A 20,488-nucleotide genomic window follows, 5' to 3' on the forward strand; every position below is an offset into this window, starting at 1 on the left:
AGCTTATACAAATTTTTCATAACAAACCACCGCAAAAAAGCTCGCCGCCAACAGGACCCGCAAGCAGTAGAAAAAATGGGTGAGAGCACCATCCAATAAGGATATCACAATCTTATAATAGCTAAAAATATGGCAAAGCGTTAACATTAATTTAAAATTTTATTACAATATGGATATTTACCATAAAAACACAAAAAAACGACAGGTTTAAAGCCTGCCGCTTTTGAAAAACAATCAAGCTATATTAGCTGATACATAAAAATACAGCCTTCGTCGTATTTGGGCTTCACATGCTGGTGTACAAACTTTTCTTCTTCAGCACCCAGCCTATTAAAACCCATCGTCTTGTAATGTTCTATAAGTTTATCCTGCGGAAGGGCATAAATGTAGATGGCCTGAACACCAACAAAAGAACTGAGACACTTTACCAAAGGTAAAATAAACTCCGAAAAAATTGTTGATCCCAGATTTCTTGAATCCGGATGATTAAGCCTGTATGAAGGGTTTCATGCTGTGGTTCCTTGTTCTGTAAAAAACACGGAACTATAATAGCAAAATGTAATGCAAGATATCAGCATTGACTTAAAACTGAATTATCCCCCATTCTTAATTTACCAAATCTGTACTTTTTTATAAGATTTGGTAAATGATTTATAAGAATGCGTTACCAAATCTCACTTTTTATATTAGATTTGGTAATATGGATAAAAAAGAATTAATCGGAAGAGAAGACGAAATCGCACTCCTTGAAAAGTGCGTCAACAGCAAAAAATCCGAATTCGCAGTCGTTTATGGCAGACGACGCATCGGTAAGACTTTTCTAGTCAACCAAGTGTTTAAAGACCGCTACGACTTTTGCTACGTAGGTGGACATAACCTGTCAGAAGAAGAACAACTGCAAAAATTCGCCGAAGCCCTGAAGAAATACGGAAATTCAGCATTCCTCCCTCGATTGAAGGACTGGTTCGAGGCATTCACCAACTTGCAAGAAATTTTGCAGGCAAGCAAAGCCAACAAAAAGGTTCTTTTTATTGATGAAATGCCCTGGATTGACACGCCAAATTCCAAGTTCATAAAAGCACTGGAATCGTTCTGGAATGGATGGGCCGCCCTCCGTAGCGACATCTTGCTGATTGCAAGTGGTTCAGCAATATCGTGGATGGCGGAGAATCTCTTTGAAAATCAAGGCGGACTCTACAACCGGATAACAGCAAAAATTTACCTGCGTCCATTTTCACTGAACGAGGTGGAACAGTTTTTCAAGAACAACGGCTGCCATTGGGATCGCTACCAGATTGCACAGTCCTATATGATCTTTGGTGGCATTCCTTATTATTATAGTCTTCTTAATTTTAGCAACAGTCTTGCACAAAACGTGGACTCTATGTTTTTCAGCAAAAGCGGACAACTCACAAACGAATTCGAGGAACTGTATAGCGTTTTGTTCAGGTCTGCAGATAAATACCTTGCTGTGGTGCGGCTTTTGGCGAGTAAACCCAAGGGACTTTCTCGCGACGAAATACTGAAAGGAACTAAATTACAAGGCGGTTTTTTGACCAAAATATTACTGAATTTGGAACGATCTGATTTTATTCAGGGAATTGCCGCATTCGGAAAAAAGAAAAAAGGAATCGTTTATCGATTGACTGATTTTTTCAGCATATTCTATTTAAAATTTGTCGAACACAATCGAAGCCGAGACATACACTTCTGGACGCACAGCCTCAATTCGCCCGTAGTCAATTCTTGGCAAGGATTAACTTTTGAAACCCTTTGCTTACTTCATGGTGAACAAATCAAAAGAAAGCTAGGCATTTCGGGAATGCTCACGAGCATCAGTTGTTTCCAGAATAAAAACGCACAAATTGATATGGTTATTGACCGGGCTGACCGAATCATCAATCTTTGCGAAATTAAGTTCAGTACGGGGCCATACGCCTTGACAAAAAGCTATTCCGATAAAATCCGCTCGCGTATGGCAGAATTTCAGGCGGCAACAGGCACACGCAAGGGAATTATCAACACATTTATTACAACTTATGGAATCCACCATGGGGCAGATTCCAGTATTGTAGGGAATGAAATCGTCCTTGACGACCTGTTTGCCTAATGTGAATGGAGAATCCTTACCAAGTCTGGCAAAATGACGGCTCTATACCGTAGGTGCATTAAAGCTCAGACTCCTAAGGGATAGACTTTATGGACGACATGCAGACTATGAGAATCGGATAACCGTTCTTGCACGAGTCTGCATGATCGAGTTCATAGGGATTGCCTACGGTGTGTCTTGAATGCAACGAACCGAGAAGCGCAATCTCTTGTAGCTGCCGTCGAAGGACGCTCTACCCGCCTTTAAATACCAAAATTTGGCATCGTTATATTCGCTCTCGGAGGCACTCCAGAAGAAGGCTTCGGAGGCGCTAGAACCGCCATGATTGCCGACTGGGAGTGCAGAAAAGCCACTAGCATTCGTCGCATCCGGCCACCCCACATTGCCCTTAGCCTGTTGTGATGCATAACCAATATCTTTAAACAATGCTTTCCATTCATCTCCTGTCGGAATATGCCAGCCATCTGGGCAAATTCCTTGGTGTGGAATCTCAATCACTCCAGCAGGAACAGAATCCGTCAGCCATTTAGAGTCGATATCCATTGCGGCAGTCCAAGTGTAGTAGCGGCCACCCTTCAAGCAATTTGTGGTATCGTTATTGTAGCACCAGTTGTTACCCACCAAGTAACTGTGAGCTCCTTCGTCCGCGTAGTTCAAGTTCTCCGCCATCACAGTTATGCCATTGATGGTTACAGTCTTGTAAGTGCGACCATCACGTTCGTCTTTTAGCGTACCGTATTCCACTTCGGGATTAAAATAATTTTTGACACCCACATCAAAGTCATACACATGAGTTTCGCGGAACTTATTGTTTTCGCATATTCGAGTTGAATCCTGATTAAAAGTTCTATTCATAGCAACGGTACAAGCCATACCTTCTTGTTCTTCAGCAGTTGTCGCTTCACGCCAAACCCCGGAATCGCACACAAAATAAGTTTTTGTATCTACAAGGCCTGTTACATATTTGCCTTCCTTATCGCAATCATAGCCGACGGTATTGTAGGCAACCTTATCAACCATTAATGTCCATGCATGGTTCGCCGCACAACTGTAATAGCGGTTGTCCTTGCTAGAACGCCCCATTTCACCCGTGCGGTTCGTAGTACAGCCCATCAAGCCCAAATTCACATCATTCGCACTTGCATCACGCCATTGTTTTTCAGCCTCATCATAAACATAGTAGGCCGAAGTGCTGTCGCCCTTTTGAACATCGCCGTCGCTACCTTTAACCCAACCTTGCGTATCCACGATATAAGCGGTAGTGCGTACCCATTCGCGATTTTCGCACTTGTACCAATAACCGTTCACAAAGCCCGTATTTTTGCTCATGTTTGCGGTGACACTTTCAATACAGCCGCCTAACTTCTGTTCTACAACAGACGCATCTCGCCATTCCTTGGTAACAGCATCGTATAGATAATACTTTGATTTCGTTACAGAGCCGACTTTTACTTCGCCGTCTTTGCCGGCAGCCCACCCGTACGTGTCTTTTTCAAAATCGCTCGCAATCACCCAACGAAGGTCGTTTGCGTTCGATCCCTCAGCAGCGTCTTTGCAGATGTAACGTGTTTTTGTTCCTTTCTGTTTGCCAGAGGTCGCCGCTTTGACTGTTCCTGTCTTTTTCGCAGTACAGCTATCTAAGCCGTATTCCTTGTACCAAAAGTTACGTACAAACTGTTCAAAGTTCGGAACTTTAGAAGACAAGCCCCAGCCAGCTACGTTATTACGAATCGTCGCGAGTTTGCCCGCACTATCCGCGTCGGCACTCCATTCCGCAATTTTCATGCGTGTCGCAGCGTCGTCCCATGTTCCGTCTTTTTCCATGTCGTTTGCAATCGTCTGCAAAAGCGTGGTGAGATCTGCTACGGAGCGGTCTCCCTGGAACATGAGAGAAAATGCGAGCAAGGCACCATCTTCATCGGAACTACCTGCAATGTTCAAATCTTCAGAATTGCTGAAATTGGTAGCGTCAATGTTCAGCAAGCCGAACACTTCTTTCTGGGCTTGTTTCTTGGCTGCACGGACTTTCATCTTCTTTTGCGTGACCAAATAAATCACGCGTTCATATTCCAAATGCGTGAGCAAGTTGATGTTCACGATGTTGCGGTCATTTACGTCCGTAATTGCGAACAGAGTCAGCTCCGAATTTGAATTTTGCCCCGTCACTTCGTTGCGGTAGTAGCCGGTCGCTTCGAGCATCACGTACTGGCTCACGAGCATGCGAGCGTTTATCTTAAATTCTCCCTTGTCGTTCAAAATTTTTCCGTTGAAGCTGTTGCCTGTTTGCGTGAGCGTGTGACCATCTTCCATTTCACGAACGAGCACCTTGGAACCCATCAGGAATGGGCCTTTCTGCGTCACACCCGAAACTTCGTCCAAAGAAACCGCAATCTTTTCGGAATCAAGCACAACAGTATCTTGCGTCGTCTCGCTAGGAGCACTGCCAGTATAGAGAATTGAGGAATCCTTTCCGCAAATCACGCGGACAGACTGTTCGTCAATCTTTTCCATGGAGCAACCTGCACCAGCCGCTCCGGTATCACCCTTGTCACCTTTTTCGCCTTGTGCTCCAGTCGCACCGTTTTTTCCTGCAACACCTTGCTTCCCCTGAGCTCCTGTTGCACCCGTATCACCTTTGTCGCCCTTTTCGCCCTTAGCGCCATCCTTGCCGTCTTTGCCATTGACACCGTCTTTTCCGTCGGCGCCGTCTTTTCCGTCCTTGCCGTTCAGCACAACGCCAATGGAATCGCCACCACAGATAATCTTGACGCCGCTTTTGTCCTTGAGTTCCTTTGTCGTGCAAGTCGCAGCCACGCTACCTTCGGCAACAGCATACCACTTGCTATCGGTGCATTTTCTGGGAGCGTATTCGCCTTTGACCCACACCATTTCGCCGTCGTTGTCCTTTTTGCATTTGGGGAGCTTTGAAACATCCGAAATGACTTCGATGCCGCTCTGGTTCACCTGCGTAATGTTCTCGACCGTAGAATCTTCGCCGCAAGACGCAAGGAAAATCGCGATGGATCCTATCGCCACGATGTGGCTCCAGGGTGACATGTTAGAGAGTGACATTTTCTTTTGGGTGGCGTTTGTGGGTTTCATGGCATTTCCCCTTTTCGTTCTGTAAAAAAACACTAACCTATAATAGCTAAAAGTAAAGCAAGGTGTCAATATTGGCTTAAAACATCTTTACAAAGCGAACTCATTCCGTAAAAAAATCCCTCGGCGTAATGCCGAGGGGTTTAATGGCGATCCCGGAACGGAGTCCGGGATGACAATGTAGGCGATGCCTGTCACCCCGTGCGTGTCACGGGGCCGGCATACACAATCTTAGCTCAAGCGGCTGATCATATAACCAGCGCAAACTGCCGTACCAATCACGCCGGACACGTTCGGGCCCATAGCGTGCATGAGGAGGAAGTTCTGCGGGTCATACTTGGCACCTTCAACCTGAGAAACACGGGCAGCCATCGGCACAGCGGAAACGCCTGCGGAACCGATAAGCGGGTTCACCGGGTTCTTCGGAGAGCACTTGTTCATGATCTTTGCGAGGAGCAAACCGCCGAAAGTGGAGAAGCCAAAGGCAACCACACCCATAGCGATGATCATGAGAGTCTGCGGCTTGAGGAAGATGTCGGCAGACATCGTGAGACCCACGGACGTGCCGAGGAAGATCGTCACAATGTTCATGAGTTCGTTCGAAGAAGTCTTCACGAGGCGTTCGACGACACCTGCTTCCTTGAAGATGTTGCCCATCATGAGCATGATGATAAGGGCAGAAGCATCCGGCACGACGAGCACGCAAACGATCATCACCATCACGGCAAACACGATGCGTTCGGCCTTGGAAACCTGGCGGAGAGCCTTCATGCGAATCTTGCGTTCAGCGTCGTTCGTCATAGCGCGCATGATAGGCGGCTGGATGAGCGGCACGAGAGCCATGTAGGTGTAAGCGGCAACGGCGATGGGGCCGATGAGGTGCTTAGCAAGCTTGTTCGCAGTGAAGATGGACGTCGGACCGTCAGCACCACCGATGATACCGATGGAAGCTGCTTCGCCGAGCGTAAAGCCACCGAGAGCGACAGCTGCAAACATGGTCATGAACACGCCAAACTGTGCGCCACCACCGAGGATGAGCGTACGCGGATTAGCGATAAGCGGTCCAAAGTCCGTCATGGCACCCACGCCCAAGAAGATGATGGGCGGGAAGAGTTCCAGATGGATACCCTGGCTGATGTAGTAGTAGAGACCGCCAGTCGGGCTGAACATACCTTCGATGCTCCAGCCACCGTCGTAGAACGCGACGGACGGGATGTTCACCGCAAGTGCACCGATAGCAATCGGCAAGAGCAGAAGCGGTTCGTATTTTTTGACAATCGCAAGGAACATCAACACGAAGCTCACGATCCACATAATCACCATCGGGAAGGTGATTTGCGCGAATCCTGTGCTCGAGGCGAAGTCCGCGACTGAGTTAATAATTCCACTCATTGACTTTTACCTCATTAGGCAATGGTCATCAAGACCTGGCCATCAGTAACAGTGTCGGTTTCCTTGACGGAGATGGAGTTCACAGTGCCTGCGCACGGAGCGACGACCGGGTTTTCCATCTTGAGGGCTTCGATGATAGCCACTTCCTGGTTGGCTTCGACGTGATCGCCGACCTTGACCTTCAGCTTGAATACAGAACCAGCGAGCGGGCACTTCACTTCAGTACCACCAGCAGCAGCCGGGGCCGGAGCTGCGGCAGGAGCCGGGGCCGGTGCGGCAACCGGAGCAGCAGGAGCTGCAGAAACGGCGGAATCAAGAACTTCTACTTCGACGTCGTAGGTCTTGCCTTCGAAACTGATACGGACTGTTTTCTTCATTTTGATTTTTCCTGGCTTATAAGCCTGTTAAGTTTTTAAAAGTTGAACCTTACTTGACGATCGTCCAAGCAGGGGAGTTAATGTTTCTGTAAGCGGTCACGCGGCAGGGCTGACCAAGAGCCTGCGTTGCAGCAGCAGTAGCAATCACGAGGAACTGTTCGTTTGTAAGTCCCGGATGTTCTTCGAGAGCGGCGACGGCGGCAATGCCGAGGAACGCCTGGAGCTGCTTGTTGGTGAATCCCGGATGGATGCTCTTTGCATTCGGATCCCAGTCGCAGTGTGCCGGAGCACGAACCGCAGGAGCCGGAGCGGCAGCTGCCGGAGCAGCCTTCTTAGTAGGAGCCGGAGCTTTGACCTTGTCCAAGCCGAGCTTCTTCATGATTGTGCTCATGATAGTGCAGAGGACGAGGAGGCCAATAATCACAGACATCACGACGATGAGGCCTGTAGCTTGGAATTCGATGAGCTTGCCAATGCCGAACTTCTGGACTTCGCCATGGCACTTGCCACCTTCCATCTTGCCTTGGCAGTATTCGCTGCCGAGCTTAGCCTTTGCAATCGGGAGCACGGCCGTACCGTTAGCATTTTCGACGGAATCGCGGATATCGCGGGCGCGAACGGACTGTTCGTATGTCTTATAAAGAATGGAATAGCCACCACCGTGAGTTTCCACAATCTGGAAAACAGTAGATTCATCCATCCACTTGAGCTGTTCCTTGATCGGGGCGGCAATGGAGTCCGGCATCAGAGCAATCTGCTCGTCAAAACGGCCAACCTTTGCACCCTTGGAAGCAGCAGGTTGAGCTACGAAATCAGACGCGAAGGCACCGGAAACCGTTGTCACCGCGGCAAAAATCATAGCTTTCTTTAGTGTATCATTCATATCGGAATGCGTCCATGTTTATTAAGTGAACTGTTTGATAAAAATCAACGCGCGTGAATATAGCAATTTTAGGGAGTGGTTAGTGGCTAGTGGTTAGTGGTTAGGAATGTAAAAAGATCGTTCTTATCACGATCCTGTTTACTAGCCACTGTTTACTAACCACTGGCGAAGCCACTACATCGTCATCGTGCCGGAACTGAGGCCCTTCACAGGCACATAGCGGATAGAACCGTCAGTACCCATGATAATTGCAACTCCAGCGAGGTAATTGATCCACTGCTTCGTATCGAAATAACGCAGATTCACCTTGCCCTCCGTGCAATAAACAACAAGCGGAACGACAAGCATGTCATGGGAAATCCAGACCGCCACCTTATTCACTTTTTCAAAGCGTGGTTTCACGACTTCAGCGATATATTCATCGCCACGAGACTTCATCGGGTAGAACGCATCGGAGTAGCTCCCCCTGTACGCATAGGCCGAAGTGACCACCCAGCCGCCACCATCGGAATTCTTGTATTCTTCGAACTTCGATTCGTCTTTGACGAACCATTCGCCGTCCAATTCCGGAATGGTATCGTTCCCCATCGCCGTAATTCCAGCTCCCAGAGCGATATTTTCGCACGTTTCGTAGCTACGTGTGTAAGTCGAATTGGCAAAGTAAATATCTTCGCCCTTGAACATTTCGCCTACGGTCTGAGACTGTTTCTTTCCGTTCGTCGTCAAGTGACCTTTTTTACCAGTGTCGTCACCGCGTTCCGCATGGCGCAAGAAGAAGATGACTTTTTCGCCAGCCGCAAGGGATTTCAAGACATCGTCAACACTAGAGAAATCAAGGATTTCACCCGGCAGCGGTTCACGCCAGCCCCTCTTGCTTTGGTCATAGACGTACAACTTATTCTGGTTGATAATTCCGTTCTTAATTTGTCCATTGTAATCGCCCTTCAAGCCGTACGTATCCTTTTCAAGGTCCGTCGCAACGCGCCATGACTTGGTCGAGGCATCACAAATAAAGCGGATTCTCGGGCCATCGGGCTGTTCGTAATAAGAGACAAAGTATTCGCTTTGGCTATTGTTCACATGTTTCACTTGCCCTGCGTTCATCGTGCCGCAGGTTTCAAAGTTATGCGTTCTCGTCCAGAAACTACGCACATACTTTTCGAAGTCGGGAACTTCGCCAAGCTTCCAGCTTTCCATGTTCCTGCGGATTTTTGCAAGCCCGCCTTCCGAGTCTAGTTTTAATAGTTTATCTGCAAGTTTCGCTTTCGTATTGTTGTCGCCCCAGTTTCCGTCGCCCTGGATGTCTTCGGCGACGCGGTTTGCAAAATAAAGCATCTCGTTTGCCGAGCCATAACTCTGCATCATCACGGAAATGGCAAGCAGCGCGGCACCGTAATCGTCATTGTCGAAAATGCTCAAGTCTTCCGCAGCCTTCTGACCTGATGACGCGGTCGCCCCGCCACGATTCCAACCTCCGTTGAAACCGCCCGTCGAGCCGCCAAGACTAATGCCAAAGGACGAAAGCACGTCGCTCAACGCACGCCCGCTTTGGCTCCCGATGGGCTGGTTGTTGCCCGCATCTTGCACAAGCTTCAACACACGCGGTGCAGCCATGTGCGTCAGCATGTTCACGTTGAAGGAATCGCGCTTTGACAAATCGACAACCGCGTTGAGCTTTAAAAGAGATGATGACTGGCGGCCTGTCAACTCGTCCCTGTAAAAACCGTACGCTTCGACCTTCGCATAAGGAGAGACTAAATCGACTCCGTCAAAGGCAAACGTTCCGTTCGCCGAGACGATGCACGCTTCGTGCGTTCTCCTAGTTTCTGCCAAACGCTTGGCGCTGTCCAATTCTACAATCTTTATAGACGCGCCCGCCTGGAACGGTCCCTTTTGCGCGACACCCGAAATGCGGACGCCCTCCCTACGGTACACCGACGTAGCAACGGAATCAGAATCCGCAGCAGGAGCAAACATCGGCTTGTACGCCCTTACTTTTTTCAAATTCAAAACGCCATCTTTGCACGTTACGCCTTCTGTTATCTGGACATCCGTTTCCCACTTGCCCGATAGGCAATAGTAAAGTACGCCCGCAAGCGTATAGGCTCGGCCTTCGCTGGCTGCATTGCATTCGGGGAGCGTTTCCGGCTGTTCTTCAACAGACGAACTTGTGGGTAAACTGATTGAACTCGATGGAGTATGCGAGGCAGACGACGTTACAGGAGTAGATGCACTAGACGTTTTCTCTACGTGGGTGGTATCCTTGGTCCCATTGCTACTAGAGGAGTGGCGTTGCCACCGGTGCGTCGAGCTGCTCGAACTATTTGAAGACTTTTCCACCGAAGAACTGGATTTATTTTTGTCCTTCGAGGAACTGCTTCCAGAGCTTTCTGGCGAATCATCGTCTATCGAAGACGAACTGATTTCGGAATCCACTCCATCGCTCAAAACAGCGATGCAATCGTCCCCTTCGCACGGCAAAGTACCGTGATGTACAGAGTCACACGCGGTCCATACTAGAACCAATGAAATTAATAACCACCGAATCCTCATAATTTGAAGTTAGTAATTTCTAGTTCATAAATCCCGAAGCCAACCCTCGAATAACGACATAACGGCGATTTCCGTCCTTATCGATGATGATGGCGACCCCGGCGAGGTAATTAATCCACTTTCCGTTGTTCTCGTACTTCTTAAATTCAATCTGCAAATTTGAGCAATAAGCCACAAGCGGCACCATCAACTTGTCATGCGAACTCAAGAGGACAAATTTTTCCTTGGTGTATTTTTTTGCAAGGACATCTTCGATGAGTTCCACGGAGCGTTCAGCAAGATTATAATAGGCGGCATTCGCACCCGTCGAATAGGCTCCCGTATAAGCGTACTTGGAAGTCACTTCCCAGCCGCCGCCGCATTCATTCTTCGCTTTTTCGACTTCATCGCTGTTCTTCGTGTACCAATCGTCATTCAACTGCGGAATCGTATCGCGCTTGTCGTAAGCCTGTCCGCGGCCTTTTGCAATGGACTCCACCGTCTGATGGGCACGCAAGAATTCCGACGCGCCAAGAACAAAGTCTTCCTTGAACTTTTTGAGCCTTGCACCGACTTGTTCGGACTGTTTCTTGCCGTTGTCGGTAAGCGTCCCGCCCTTGCTCGTATCATCGCCGCGTTCCGCATGGCGCAGCACAAAAATCACGCGTTCATCGTCCTTGATGCTTTCATAAACATCCTGGATATCGACAAACTTATCCGCATTGGATTTCAGAACAAAATATCTATCTTTTTCAATAGCGTTTGCCTTGTGCCACGTCTTGGTTTTTCCGTCATACGCAAGCAATTCGCCTGAGAACGCGCCACGACGTACTTCGCCATCTTTTGCCGGAGTCGCATCTCCCATGACATCCTTCAGACTGTCTGGGATTGCTGTCCATCCCTTCTTTTCGTCGCAGATAAAGCGTTCACTGGACTTCGTAACATCGTCGTACTTCGACGCATAGAAATTGCTGGACTGGTTCTTGACAAAGAATACTTCGCCTTTAGAACTGGCATCGCAAGTGGGGAATTCAAGTTCAGTTAAATAGAAATTCTTGAGGTAATTCTCAAACTTGGCTGCCTTGCCTATCTTTTTTTCGATTGATTTTCTAAGCGCTGCAAAACCGTCTTTTATGTCGGTCGCAAGTGCCCAGTCCGCAATCGCGAGTCGGGTTCCGTCATCGTCCCATTTACCGTCATTGGCCACGTCAGCAGAAACGGCTTTGAAGAACTTTGCAAAATCGCCGTTGACGCTACTGGCACCGGCCTGCAACAGGACCGTAGATGCTAAAAGTGCCGCCCCTGATTCGCTGGCGTCAGAAACATGAATATTCTCGGTCACGTCAAAATCAATTGATTCGAGATTGAACATTTTCCACACGTCTTCGGCGGCTTCAAACTTCGCTTCTTCAAACGACGCCTTCTTTCCACCCAACAGCTCAAGAGTGCGTTCCGCTTCAAGCGTCGTCAGCAAATTCAAATTGAACTTTTCACTCGAAGTCGCATCGCCCAAAGCCTTGAGCGAAACCGACGCAGACTTGCCGTCCGTGACATTTTCTATTTTACCATCAACCGAAATTTGCACATAAGGTTGCGGCAATTCTATTTTCTTTATCTCGTATGCGCCGCCTTTGCCGACATCACCTGAAAAGGCAATACTCGTTTCTTTGTACGCATCGGCGGTATCCAACTGCACAATGCGAACCTTCGCCTTTGCAAAATCATCCAAGGCGACAACGCCCGAAACAGTTCCATCCACGAGCACATAAATGATATCCAGCCCTTCAAGTGTATCAATCTCCATCAAAGAAGAACTCGAAGACAAAAGAGTCTCCTTTGCACTACTTGACGAAGTACCCTTTGGGGAGCTTACGCTAGACAAGGTGGTTTTCGCGCTACTGCTAGAAGAAACAGGTTTTTCATTACTGTCGGAAGAAATTTCCGAATTAGGAAATACAGCATTGTTGCTGGAATCATCACCGCACGCCACAAGAAGTGTGGTAATCAAAACAGGTATATAAAGCTTTTTGAGAATAAATCCCATAGAATGTCGCCCTCTCCATCAAAATTTTACGCCTAACAAAACACCCCTTAGTTAAAAAATATAATTATTGTGTATTTTTTGCAACAAAAAAGATACAAAGTCCCTGCCAAAAACCCTCAATTTAATAAATGCCCATTTTGCTGTTTCTTATTGTTCGATGATAATTTATTTGGATCTTTTCCTTTGGTTTTTCTAACCGCTAACTACTTTTTTATAATTAAAGCATAAAAAAATCGCTCTAGCAGAAGGTTTATAAAGTGGCTAAAAACGTTAAAGTTTGGGCTCGTCAGATCTTTGTGTGTTGCATTTTGATGCTTGCGGTGTGTGCTTTTGCGCAACCGTCTGCGCAGGATTTGCAGGACTCGTTGGATGCAGATTCTCTTTCGAAAATTTCGCTTGCGCTTGATGTTGATACGAATGGCGTTGTTGATACGAATAAAGTTGAGCATATTGATGCTGGGATTGAAAAAATTCCTATTGCAGAAAGAGAGTTTTTCCCGAGCGGTTTTGTTATGGAAATAGCTTATGCCGCACCAACGGTGATACAAGTCCCTTTTTTAGGAATGCGTGATAAATCTGCGGTATGGGGAAATGAGTTTGTTGCTACTGGATATGCGGTAGTGTCAGTAGATGTTGAATTTCGGTCAGGTGGGGTAAGAGTTTCGGATGAATTTTTGTGGGCATTTATTTTATCTGTGTCGGTTTCTGGAAATCCCAATGATCCTACTATTAACAGAGAAAAACGTGAGAGAATTTCAGAATGGGTTGAATACATAATGATTGGCAATACTTATTGGGCGTTGTCGCAAAATGCGAAAATTGGGTTGTTTGAATCGCATCATTTTGTGGATTATCTCTTCAGCAGTGCCGCTTATTCTGAATTTTGGGAATTTGGTTGGTCACAAGCTGTGGGACTTAGGTATGTTTATTCGGGAAACGCAAAAGATGGAGGTGCTTATATTGATTTGGGCGCACACGCGAGAATCACGAATAAACATTTCCTTTTTGGCGTATTCGTGCAGCTAGGAATTTTTGGCAATTATAAGTAAAAGTCACTGGATCCTGTCGGCTTCTGCGAACCCTCCAGGATGACACCTTTGTTTCTACTGCCTACTAACCACTAATCACTAACCACTAAAACTTTACTGGATCCTTCCCCTTACAGGGTCAGGATGACGAATAAGCATTAACTAACAACTAATGACTAATGACCAATAACTAATAACTAAATCTTCACATTTTTTCTTCCTACTGTCTACTTCCTACTTCCTACTTTTTTATATTTAAAACACAAAAAATTTTTCACTCTAACAGAAGGTTAATAAAATGGCTAAAATCGCTAAAGTTTGGGCTCGTCAGATCCTGGATTCTCGTGGCAATCCGTCTCTCGAAGTCGATGTCACTCTTGACAACGGTATCGTTGGTCACGCAGCAGTTCCGAGTGGTGCATCCACTGGTGAACGCGAAGCTTGCGAACTCCGCGACGGTGACAAGAAGACCTATCTCGGCAAGGGCACTCTCACTGCCGTGAAGAACGTCAACACCAAGATCGCTAAGAAGATCGTTGGCATGGATCCGTCCAAGCAGACTGAAGTTGATGACGCTATGATCGAACTCGACGGCAACCGCATGCTCAAGAACACGCTCGGTGCAAACGCTATCCTCGGCGTTTCCATGGCTGTTTGCTGCGCTGCTGCTAAGGATGCTGGCCTTCCGCTTTACCAGTACATTGCTAAGCTCCATGGCACTGAAAAGCTCACCCTCCCGTGCCCGATGTGCAACGTGATCAACGGTGGTGCTCACTCTTCCGCTCCGATCGACTTCCAGGAATTCATGATCGCTCCGGTTGGCGCTAAGACGTTCTCCAAGGGTCTCCAGATGGTGACCGAAATCTTCCACGCTCTTAAGGCTGTCCTCAAGAAGGGTGGTTTCGACACGACGGTTGGTGACGAAGGTGGCTTTGCTCCTGGCGTTGCTATCAAGCCGGCTAAGAACAAGTTCGGTTACGAAATCAAGGACGTGATGACCCTCGAAAAGGCTCTCGCTGCTTTGAAGACCGCTACTGAAAACGCTGGTTACGTTTTCGGCAAGGACATCAAGATTGCTCTTGACGTTGCTTCTTCTGAATTCTGCGACAAGGATTCTGAAAAGGAAGGCTCCAAGGCTGTTACTTACACGTTCAAGAAGAGCACCAAGAAGACCCTCAAGTCTGCTGAAATGGTCAAGCTCTATGAAAAGCTCATCGACAAGTATTCCATCTTCTCCATCGAAGACGGTCTCGATGAAGCTGACTGGGCAGGTTGGAAGGTTCTTACCGACAAGCTCGGTGGCAAGATCAACCTCGTGGGTGACGACCTGTTCGTGACCAACCCGACCATCTTCGACGAAGGCATCAAGGCTGGCATCGCTAACGCTATCCTCATCAAGGTGAACCAGGTCGGTTCTGTTTCTGAAACCCTCGCTGCTATCAAGCGCGCTCAGGTTGAAGGCTATGCTCCGATCGTTTCTCACCGTTCTGGCGAAACCGAAGACACCTTCATTGCTGACCTCGCCGTCGGTACTGCCGCTGGCCAGATCAAGACTGGTTCCCTCTCTCGTACGGACCGCGTCTGCAAGTACAACCGCCTCCTCCGCATCGAAGAAGAACTCGGCAAGGCTGCTGTCTATGCTGGCGATCCGCGCAAGGGTGCCAAGGCTTCTGCTCCGGCAAAGAAGGCCGCTTGCAAGAAGGGCTGCGCTAAGAAGGCTAAGTAATCTAATTTTTTAGAGTTACTAAGAGAAGCCGCTCCCATGTGGGGCGGTTTCTTTGTACAACGATTAATTACTTTATTCTAAATCACGCAATTTGCGATGTCCCTGACATTTTGTTTTTGCTTTTTTAGATGTTCAAAACTTGAAACCCCGCCCAATTCTAACTATATTTGGGATTAAACAAAAATAACCCTTCAATCAAGGCAAAAATATGTCAGATCGTTTTATCGTGACCGGTAACTTTACCGATGATCCGTTTGCCATCGACATGGCGCAGTACATCGGTCTCCGTGAAGATATCTCCGACGTGGTCTCCCTGAAGACTTTCGCCAACTCCGAATTCTGCCCCCGCTACATGCTGGATGTGGCCGACATGGAACATATCGGCAATCGTCTTGAAGGCAAGATTGTCTTGATTTGCTCGGTTTCGAACCACGAACGCAGCCGCAACGACTACGCTATGCGCAACTGCATCCTCGCTCGCGCCGCCAAGGACAACGGTGCCGAACAGGTCGTGTTGGTTGAACCGGACCTCTTCTACAGCGCCCAGGACCGCGGCCCGCACCGCGTTGGCGAACTCGAAAAGGACCGCCCGGATATCGACCTTAAAAAGTTCGACGGTCAGGCTTTCACGAGCCTCCTTTACGCCCAGCTTTTGAAGACCGCCGGTGTCGATGCCGTTGTCACTTGCCACAACCACAGCATCAAGGTGCAGAACCTCTTCAACGAAATTTTTGAAGGCAACTTCCACAACTTGATCCCGACGGACGTTTACGCCCACTACATCAAGAACAGCAACTTTGTCCAGACCGGTAAGGACGGCAACAATCTCGTGATTGTCTCCCCGGACAAGGGCGCACGCCCGTTCATGAACGCCGTGTTCGACGCTCTCCAGCTCCCGGAATGCAAGCGCGTGGTGATGGACAAGGTTCGCACGGGCGAACGCGAAATCTCTATGACGTTCAACCCGGAACTCTCTGACATCAGCATCGAAGAAATCGAAGGCAAGGACGTAATCGTGTTCGACGACATGGTCCGCACCGGTACGACGATTGTTCAGTGCTGTGAACACATCAAGAAGGGCAACCCCAACCGCGTCTGCTTCGGTGTTACGCACTTCCACACCAGTGCCGAAGCTCGCGAAAAGCTCAACAGCCCGGCGATTGACGAAATCCTCACGACCTCTACGCTCCCGGACATCATGAACCGCGACTGCCAGGGCCGCCTCCGCAAGAAACTCACCGTGCTCAAGCTCGGCAAGTGGATTGCACGCCACGTGATGCAGATGTACGGCATGGACGACGGACGCTTCCAGAAGGACTTCTACAAGATCGATATGTCTTCCAAGAACCCGCGTTGGCCGCCTGCATTCTTCTAAAATTTGTTGTATATGGAAAAGAGTCCCGGGCGGCAACGTCCGGGATTTCTTTTTTAGGGGAAAAGGGTAAAAATTTCACTGGTTTGGAATTTTAATGATAAATGGTATTATTTTTATAAGGTGATAATTGGGATTCCTATGACTGAAGAAAAATCGATACCGTTGACTGTTGATATCTTGGAGGGTGTGGGCATTGGACTTTGGGCTGTCGAAATTGACGATGGCCAGGCTCCCCGAATGTTCGCTGATAAAACCATGCTCAAGTTGCTTGGGCTTGATGCGGGGCTTTCGAGCGAAGATATTTTCCATGCTTGGTTCGACAATATCGACCCGGAGCATTTTGCTGAAGTCAAAGCGTATGTCGATAAGATGAGCGCGGGCGAGAAGGCCGAAATTCAGTATCCGTGGCATGCGCCTGACGGCCACGTCCGTTTTGTTCGTTGCGGCGGGTCCCGTAATTTTGATTATAAAAAGGGGGTCCGGCTCGAAGGCTGGCATCGGGATATTACCGAACTTGCCTTGATTCAAAAGACGACCGAAGAAGAATTGCGTGATGAAATCAAGGCGATGGACTTGGACGCAAAACGCGAAAGTTTCTTGAGGACCCTCAATGAAAAATTGTACGGCAAGGCGATTCTCGACAAGGCTTACAGTTACTTCAAGGTGAATCTATCCGAGGATAAGGTCTATAGGCCGTTCGTCCAAATTGTCGAGGGAAAATCCGAAGATGTGAGCGGCTTTTTTGGCTCCGATTTCCCGTCTTACAGTGCTGTAGTGGATCGAATTGCGAACCAGCTTGTCGATAAGGAATACCGGGATGCGTTTGTCCAGCATCTTTCGGCGAAATCGCTTATCGAGCAGTTCCAAAAGGGCGATTCTATCCCGGAATACACATGCAGGTTCTATTCACCGCATATCGGTTGGCATTACAGCCGCTTTGTCTGCTATGTGTCCAAAAATGAAATTTTGAATGAGTACCAGTCGATGATGGTTGCGTACAATGTTTCGGAACAGCAGAAGCAAGATGCGGCCATCCGGGACTGTATAGATGTTCTTTATAAGGAAAAACGCTCAAAGGATGCCATTGAAGATGTGCTTTCGACGCTTGCCTCTTTTTACAAGGCGGACAGGGCTTATATTCTGGAATGCGACAAGGAGAGGTTGAATCTCAACAGCACGTATGAATGGTGCCGGAAAGGGGTGAAGTCCAACAAGGCGATTCTTCAGCGGCTTCCGTTTGAAATTGTTCATCCGTGGATAAAGACTGTTGGCGATAGGGATGCCGTCTATCTCGATTCGCAAAATGATGAATCCGGCGTTTGGGAAAAACTGTATAGCATTTTGCCGGTGCAGGATGTAAAGAGCATTAGCGTATCGACGATTGTGTCCAGTGAACGGCGTTATGGCTTTGTCGTGCTGGACAATCCGAAAGAATCGCTGAAGAGCTTTACGTTGCTCAAGTTCGTGGCGGGGTTTGCCGAAAACGAAATCAACCGCAGAAAACGCATGGACGAAGATGCCGCCGTGACCTCGCTTTTGGCATCGGATTATTCGTGCATTTTCTATTGCGACCTCGAAGCGGACCAAGTGACTCCGCACAAGCTGAATGCCAACATCCAAAAGCTGTTGGGCAACTCCCTCAGTGAAATGACTTATAGCGGGGCGATTGACTTTATTGTGAGTAAAGTGGTCTCTCCCGAAAATGCGGATGTTGTCGCAAGAAAGCTTTCGCTGAAAAACTTAAAACCGATTCTCCAGAAGACCGGCATCACGAGTTTTGAATACTTGAACTATGCAGACAGGTTTTGCGAATGCAAAGTCGTTGGTGTTAACAAGAAGCAGAAAGCTTTTGTGATTGGCTTTGCCGACAAGGATGAACAAATCCGCACGGTCCGCATACATCAGAAAAAGATCGAACAGGATTTGGAAATTATCGATGTTCTTGCGTCGGAATATTCGTCGGTTTATTACATCGATTTGGAAAAGGATTCCATTACGCCTTATTCGATGAACAAGGAATCGGAATCGCTGTTCGGGAGCAGTTTCCGTACGGGTATTTCGTATTCCGACGTGTTTGACGAATTTGTCGAAAACGTGGTCTGGGAACGTGACCGTCAGATGGTACGCTATGCGGGTGCCCTTGAAAATATCAAGAAAGAGCTAGCGCTGCAAAAGACATTTATTACAACGTATCGCGGCAATGTCGAAGGTCGGCCTCATTATTGCGAAATGAAGTTCGTGAAAGTCGGCAACGAATTCGATAGCCCGAAAGCTGTTGCGTTGTGCCTTGCCGAAAAGGATGATTTGATTCTCAAGGATTTCGTGAACGATATTTTGTATGATGACTACGTGTCCATTTACTTTGTGAATGTCGAAGACAATTCGTTCCGCACCATCAAATCTTCTAACCTTTCATTGGTGGATAAGCGGCCCGCGTATAGCACTTATTCTTACGAAGTCAAGAAAATAAGCGAAATTGTGCAAGCGGAGTATGAACAGGATTGGCGTAAGCTGTCGAACTTGTTCTATGTGCAAAATTTTTTGAAGAACGCCGACCAGCGTGAGCTGGAATTCAAGATTGAAAGTGGCGAATGGCTGCGGGCGAAGTTTACGACTATTGAACGCAATGACGACAACGAGGTCGTATCGTTCGTGCTTTCTTTTATGCTTTTGAGCGATGACCAGATTGAGAAAAATGAACTGGACGCAAAGATTGCAGAACAGAACGACTTGCTCGAAAAACAGCAAATAATGTTGCAAAAGGCTCTTTCGATGGCGCAGTCGTCTGACCGTGCAAAGACGGCGTTCCTCTCGAACATGAGCCATGATATCCGCACGCCGATGAACGCCATTGTCGGCTTTACGGGGCTTGCAATTGCCCACATTGACGAAAAAGAACTTGTTCTGGATTATTTGAAAAAACTTGCTCAAAGCTCGAATCATCTGCTATCGCTCATCAACGATGTGCTTGATATGAGCCGCATTGAATCGGGCAAGATGGTGATTGCAGAAAATGCAGAAAACCTCTATGAAATTATCGACGCACTCAAGGATATTGTCCAGGCGGATCTCCATGCGAAAAAACTGACGTTTGAAGTTCAAATGAACGTGACCAATGCCGGAATCATGTGCGACAAGCTACGCTTGAATCAAGTGTTGCTCAACGTGTTGTCGAATGCGATTAAATACACGCATGACGGCGGTTCTGTCGAGTTCTTGATTGACGAAATGAAATCGGCAAAGCTAGGTGCCGCGCATTTTAAATTCCGAGTCCGCGATAACGGCATGGGGATGAACGCCGAGTTCTTGAAGAAAATTTACGAACCGTTTACGCGGGCGAATTCTTCGACGGTGAGCGGCATCCAAGGGACGGGTCTTGGCATGTCCATTACAAAGAACATTGTCGAGATGATGGACGGTTCTATTGAAATCTCTAGCGAAGAGGACAAGGGAACCGAGGTTGTCATCGATATTGATTTTATGCTGCATGATCAGAACTGTGTTGGGAAAAAGCCGTTGTCGTTCAACTTCAATTTTGCGGGCAAGAAAATCTTGCTTGTTGAAGATAACGAAATGAACCGGCAAATCGCATGCGATGTTCTGGCGGATTATGGACTTAAAGTCTTTACGGCGGAAAATGGCCGTGAAGCTGTTGAAATGATGAAATCTTCTACGCCGGGGCAATATGACCTTATCCTTATGGATGTGCAGATGCCTGTGATGGACGGCTTTACGGCGACTCATGAAATTCGCGCTCTCAAAGAAAAGTACAAGTCGAACATTCCGATTATCGCCATGACCGCGAACGCCTTTGAAGAAGACCGTCGCGCAGCTTTTGACGCAGGCATGAACGAGCATATTGCAAAACCGATAGACCTTGAAAAAATGAAGTATATTTTGGCAAGGTTTCTTAAAAAGTGAT

Annotated in this window: 12 protein-coding genes; 5 read left to right on the top strand and 7 right to left on the bottom strand. The window is 47.7% G+C overall.

Features of this window, described 5'->3' with window-relative positions; genetic code table 11:
* Positions 1-239: 239 nt before the first annotated feature.
* Positions 240-431 (bottom strand): hypothetical protein, encoded by a 192-nt coding sequence (locus IKG78_RS07815; protein ID WP_290941948.1) that lies wholly within the window; start codon positions 429-431, stop codon positions 240-242.
* Positions 432-700: 269 nt separating this feature from the next.
* Here IKG78_RS07815 and IKG78_RS07820 point away from each other — a divergent pair, with 269 nt between their 5' ends.
* Complete coding sequence (locus IKG78_RS07820) at positions 701-2,110, top strand: ATP-binding protein (RefSeq protein WP_290941951.1); 1,410 nt, start codon at positions 701-703, stop codon at positions 2,108-2,110.
* A 165-nt stretch (positions 2,111-2,275) separates the two neighbouring features.
* Here IKG78_RS07820 and IKG78_RS07825 read toward each other — a convergent pair whose 3' ends face one another.
* The 6 genes from IKG78_RS07825 to IKG78_RS07850 all read right to left on the bottom strand — a co-directional run bounded on the left by IKG78_RS07825 (position 2,276) and on the right by IKG78_RS07850 (position 12,437).
* Complete coding sequence (locus IKG78_RS07825; RefSeq protein WP_290941955.1) at positions 2,276-5,212, bottom strand: FISUMP domain-containing protein; 2,937 nt, start codon at positions 5,210-5,212, stop codon at positions 2,276-2,278.
* A 228-nt stretch (positions 5,213-5,440) separates the two neighbouring features.
* On the bottom strand, positions 5,441-6,601 hold the full coding sequence (locus IKG78_RS07830; RefSeq protein WP_173802956.1) for a sodium ion-translocating decarboxylase subunit beta: 1,161 nt from the start codon (positions 6,599-6,601) through the stop codon (positions 5,441-5,443).
* Positions 6,602-6,615: 14 nt separating this feature from the next.
* Complete coding sequence (locus IKG78_RS07835; protein ID WP_290941963.1) at positions 6,616-6,978, bottom strand: acetyl-CoA carboxylase biotin carboxyl carrier protein subunit; 363 nt, start codon at positions 6,976-6,978, stop codon at positions 6,616-6,618.
* 49 nt (positions 6,979-7,027) lie between these two features.
* Positions 7,028-7,861, bottom strand: coding sequence for a hypothetical protein (locus IKG78_RS07840; protein WP_290941966.1), 834 nt, complete (start codon positions 7,859-7,861; stop codon positions 7,028-7,030).
* 174 nt (positions 7,862-8,035) lie between these two features.
* Complete coding sequence (locus IKG78_RS07845) at positions 8,036-10,387, bottom strand: histidine phosphatase family protein (protein WP_290941969.1); 2,352 nt, start codon at positions 10,385-10,387, stop codon at positions 8,036-8,038.
* A gap of 46 nt (positions 10,388-10,433) precedes the next feature.
* A complete protein-coding gene (locus tag IKG78_RS07850) occupies positions 10,434-12,437 on the bottom strand; it encodes a histidine phosphatase family protein (RefSeq protein WP_290941973.1) in 2,004 nt (667 codons plus the stop codon).
* Positions 12,438-12,694: 257 nt separating this feature from the next.
* Between IKG78_RS07850 and IKG78_RS07855 the strand changes: the two genes are divergently transcribed.
* From IKG78_RS07855 to IKG78_RS07870, 4 genes are all read left to right on the top strand, one after another.
* Positions 12,695-13,486 carry a hypothetical protein gene (locus IKG78_RS07855; protein ID WP_290941977.1) on the top strand — a complete coding sequence of 264 codons (792 nt, stop codon included), beginning with the start codon at positions 12,695-12,697 and terminating at the stop codon, positions 13,484-13,486.
* A gap of 277 nt (positions 13,487-13,763) precedes the next feature.
* A complete protein-coding gene (gene eno / locus IKG78_RS07860; protein ID WP_290941980.1) occupies positions 13,764-15,191 on the top strand; it encodes a phosphopyruvate hydratase in 1,428 nt (475 codons plus the stop codon).
* A 208-nt stretch (positions 15,192-15,399) separates the two neighbouring features.
* Positions 15,400-16,566: a phosphoribosyltransferase family protein gene (locus IKG78_RS07865; protein ID WP_290941983.1), complete on the top strand. Its 1,167-nt coding sequence runs from the start codon at positions 15,400-15,402 to the stop codon at positions 16,564-16,566.
* Between the two features lie 138 nt (positions 16,567-16,704).
* Positions 16,705-20,487 (top strand): response regulator, encoded by a 3,783-nt coding sequence (locus tag IKG78_RS07870; RefSeq protein ID WP_290941986.1) that lies wholly within the window; start codon positions 16,705-16,707, stop codon positions 20,485-20,487.
* Position 20,488: the final 1 nt, after the last annotated feature.

The sequence above is a fragment of the Fibrobacter sp. genome (assembly GCF_017545445.1).
GTDB lineage: Bacteria > Fibrobacterota > Fibrobacteria > Fibrobacterales > Fibrobacteraceae > Fibrobacter.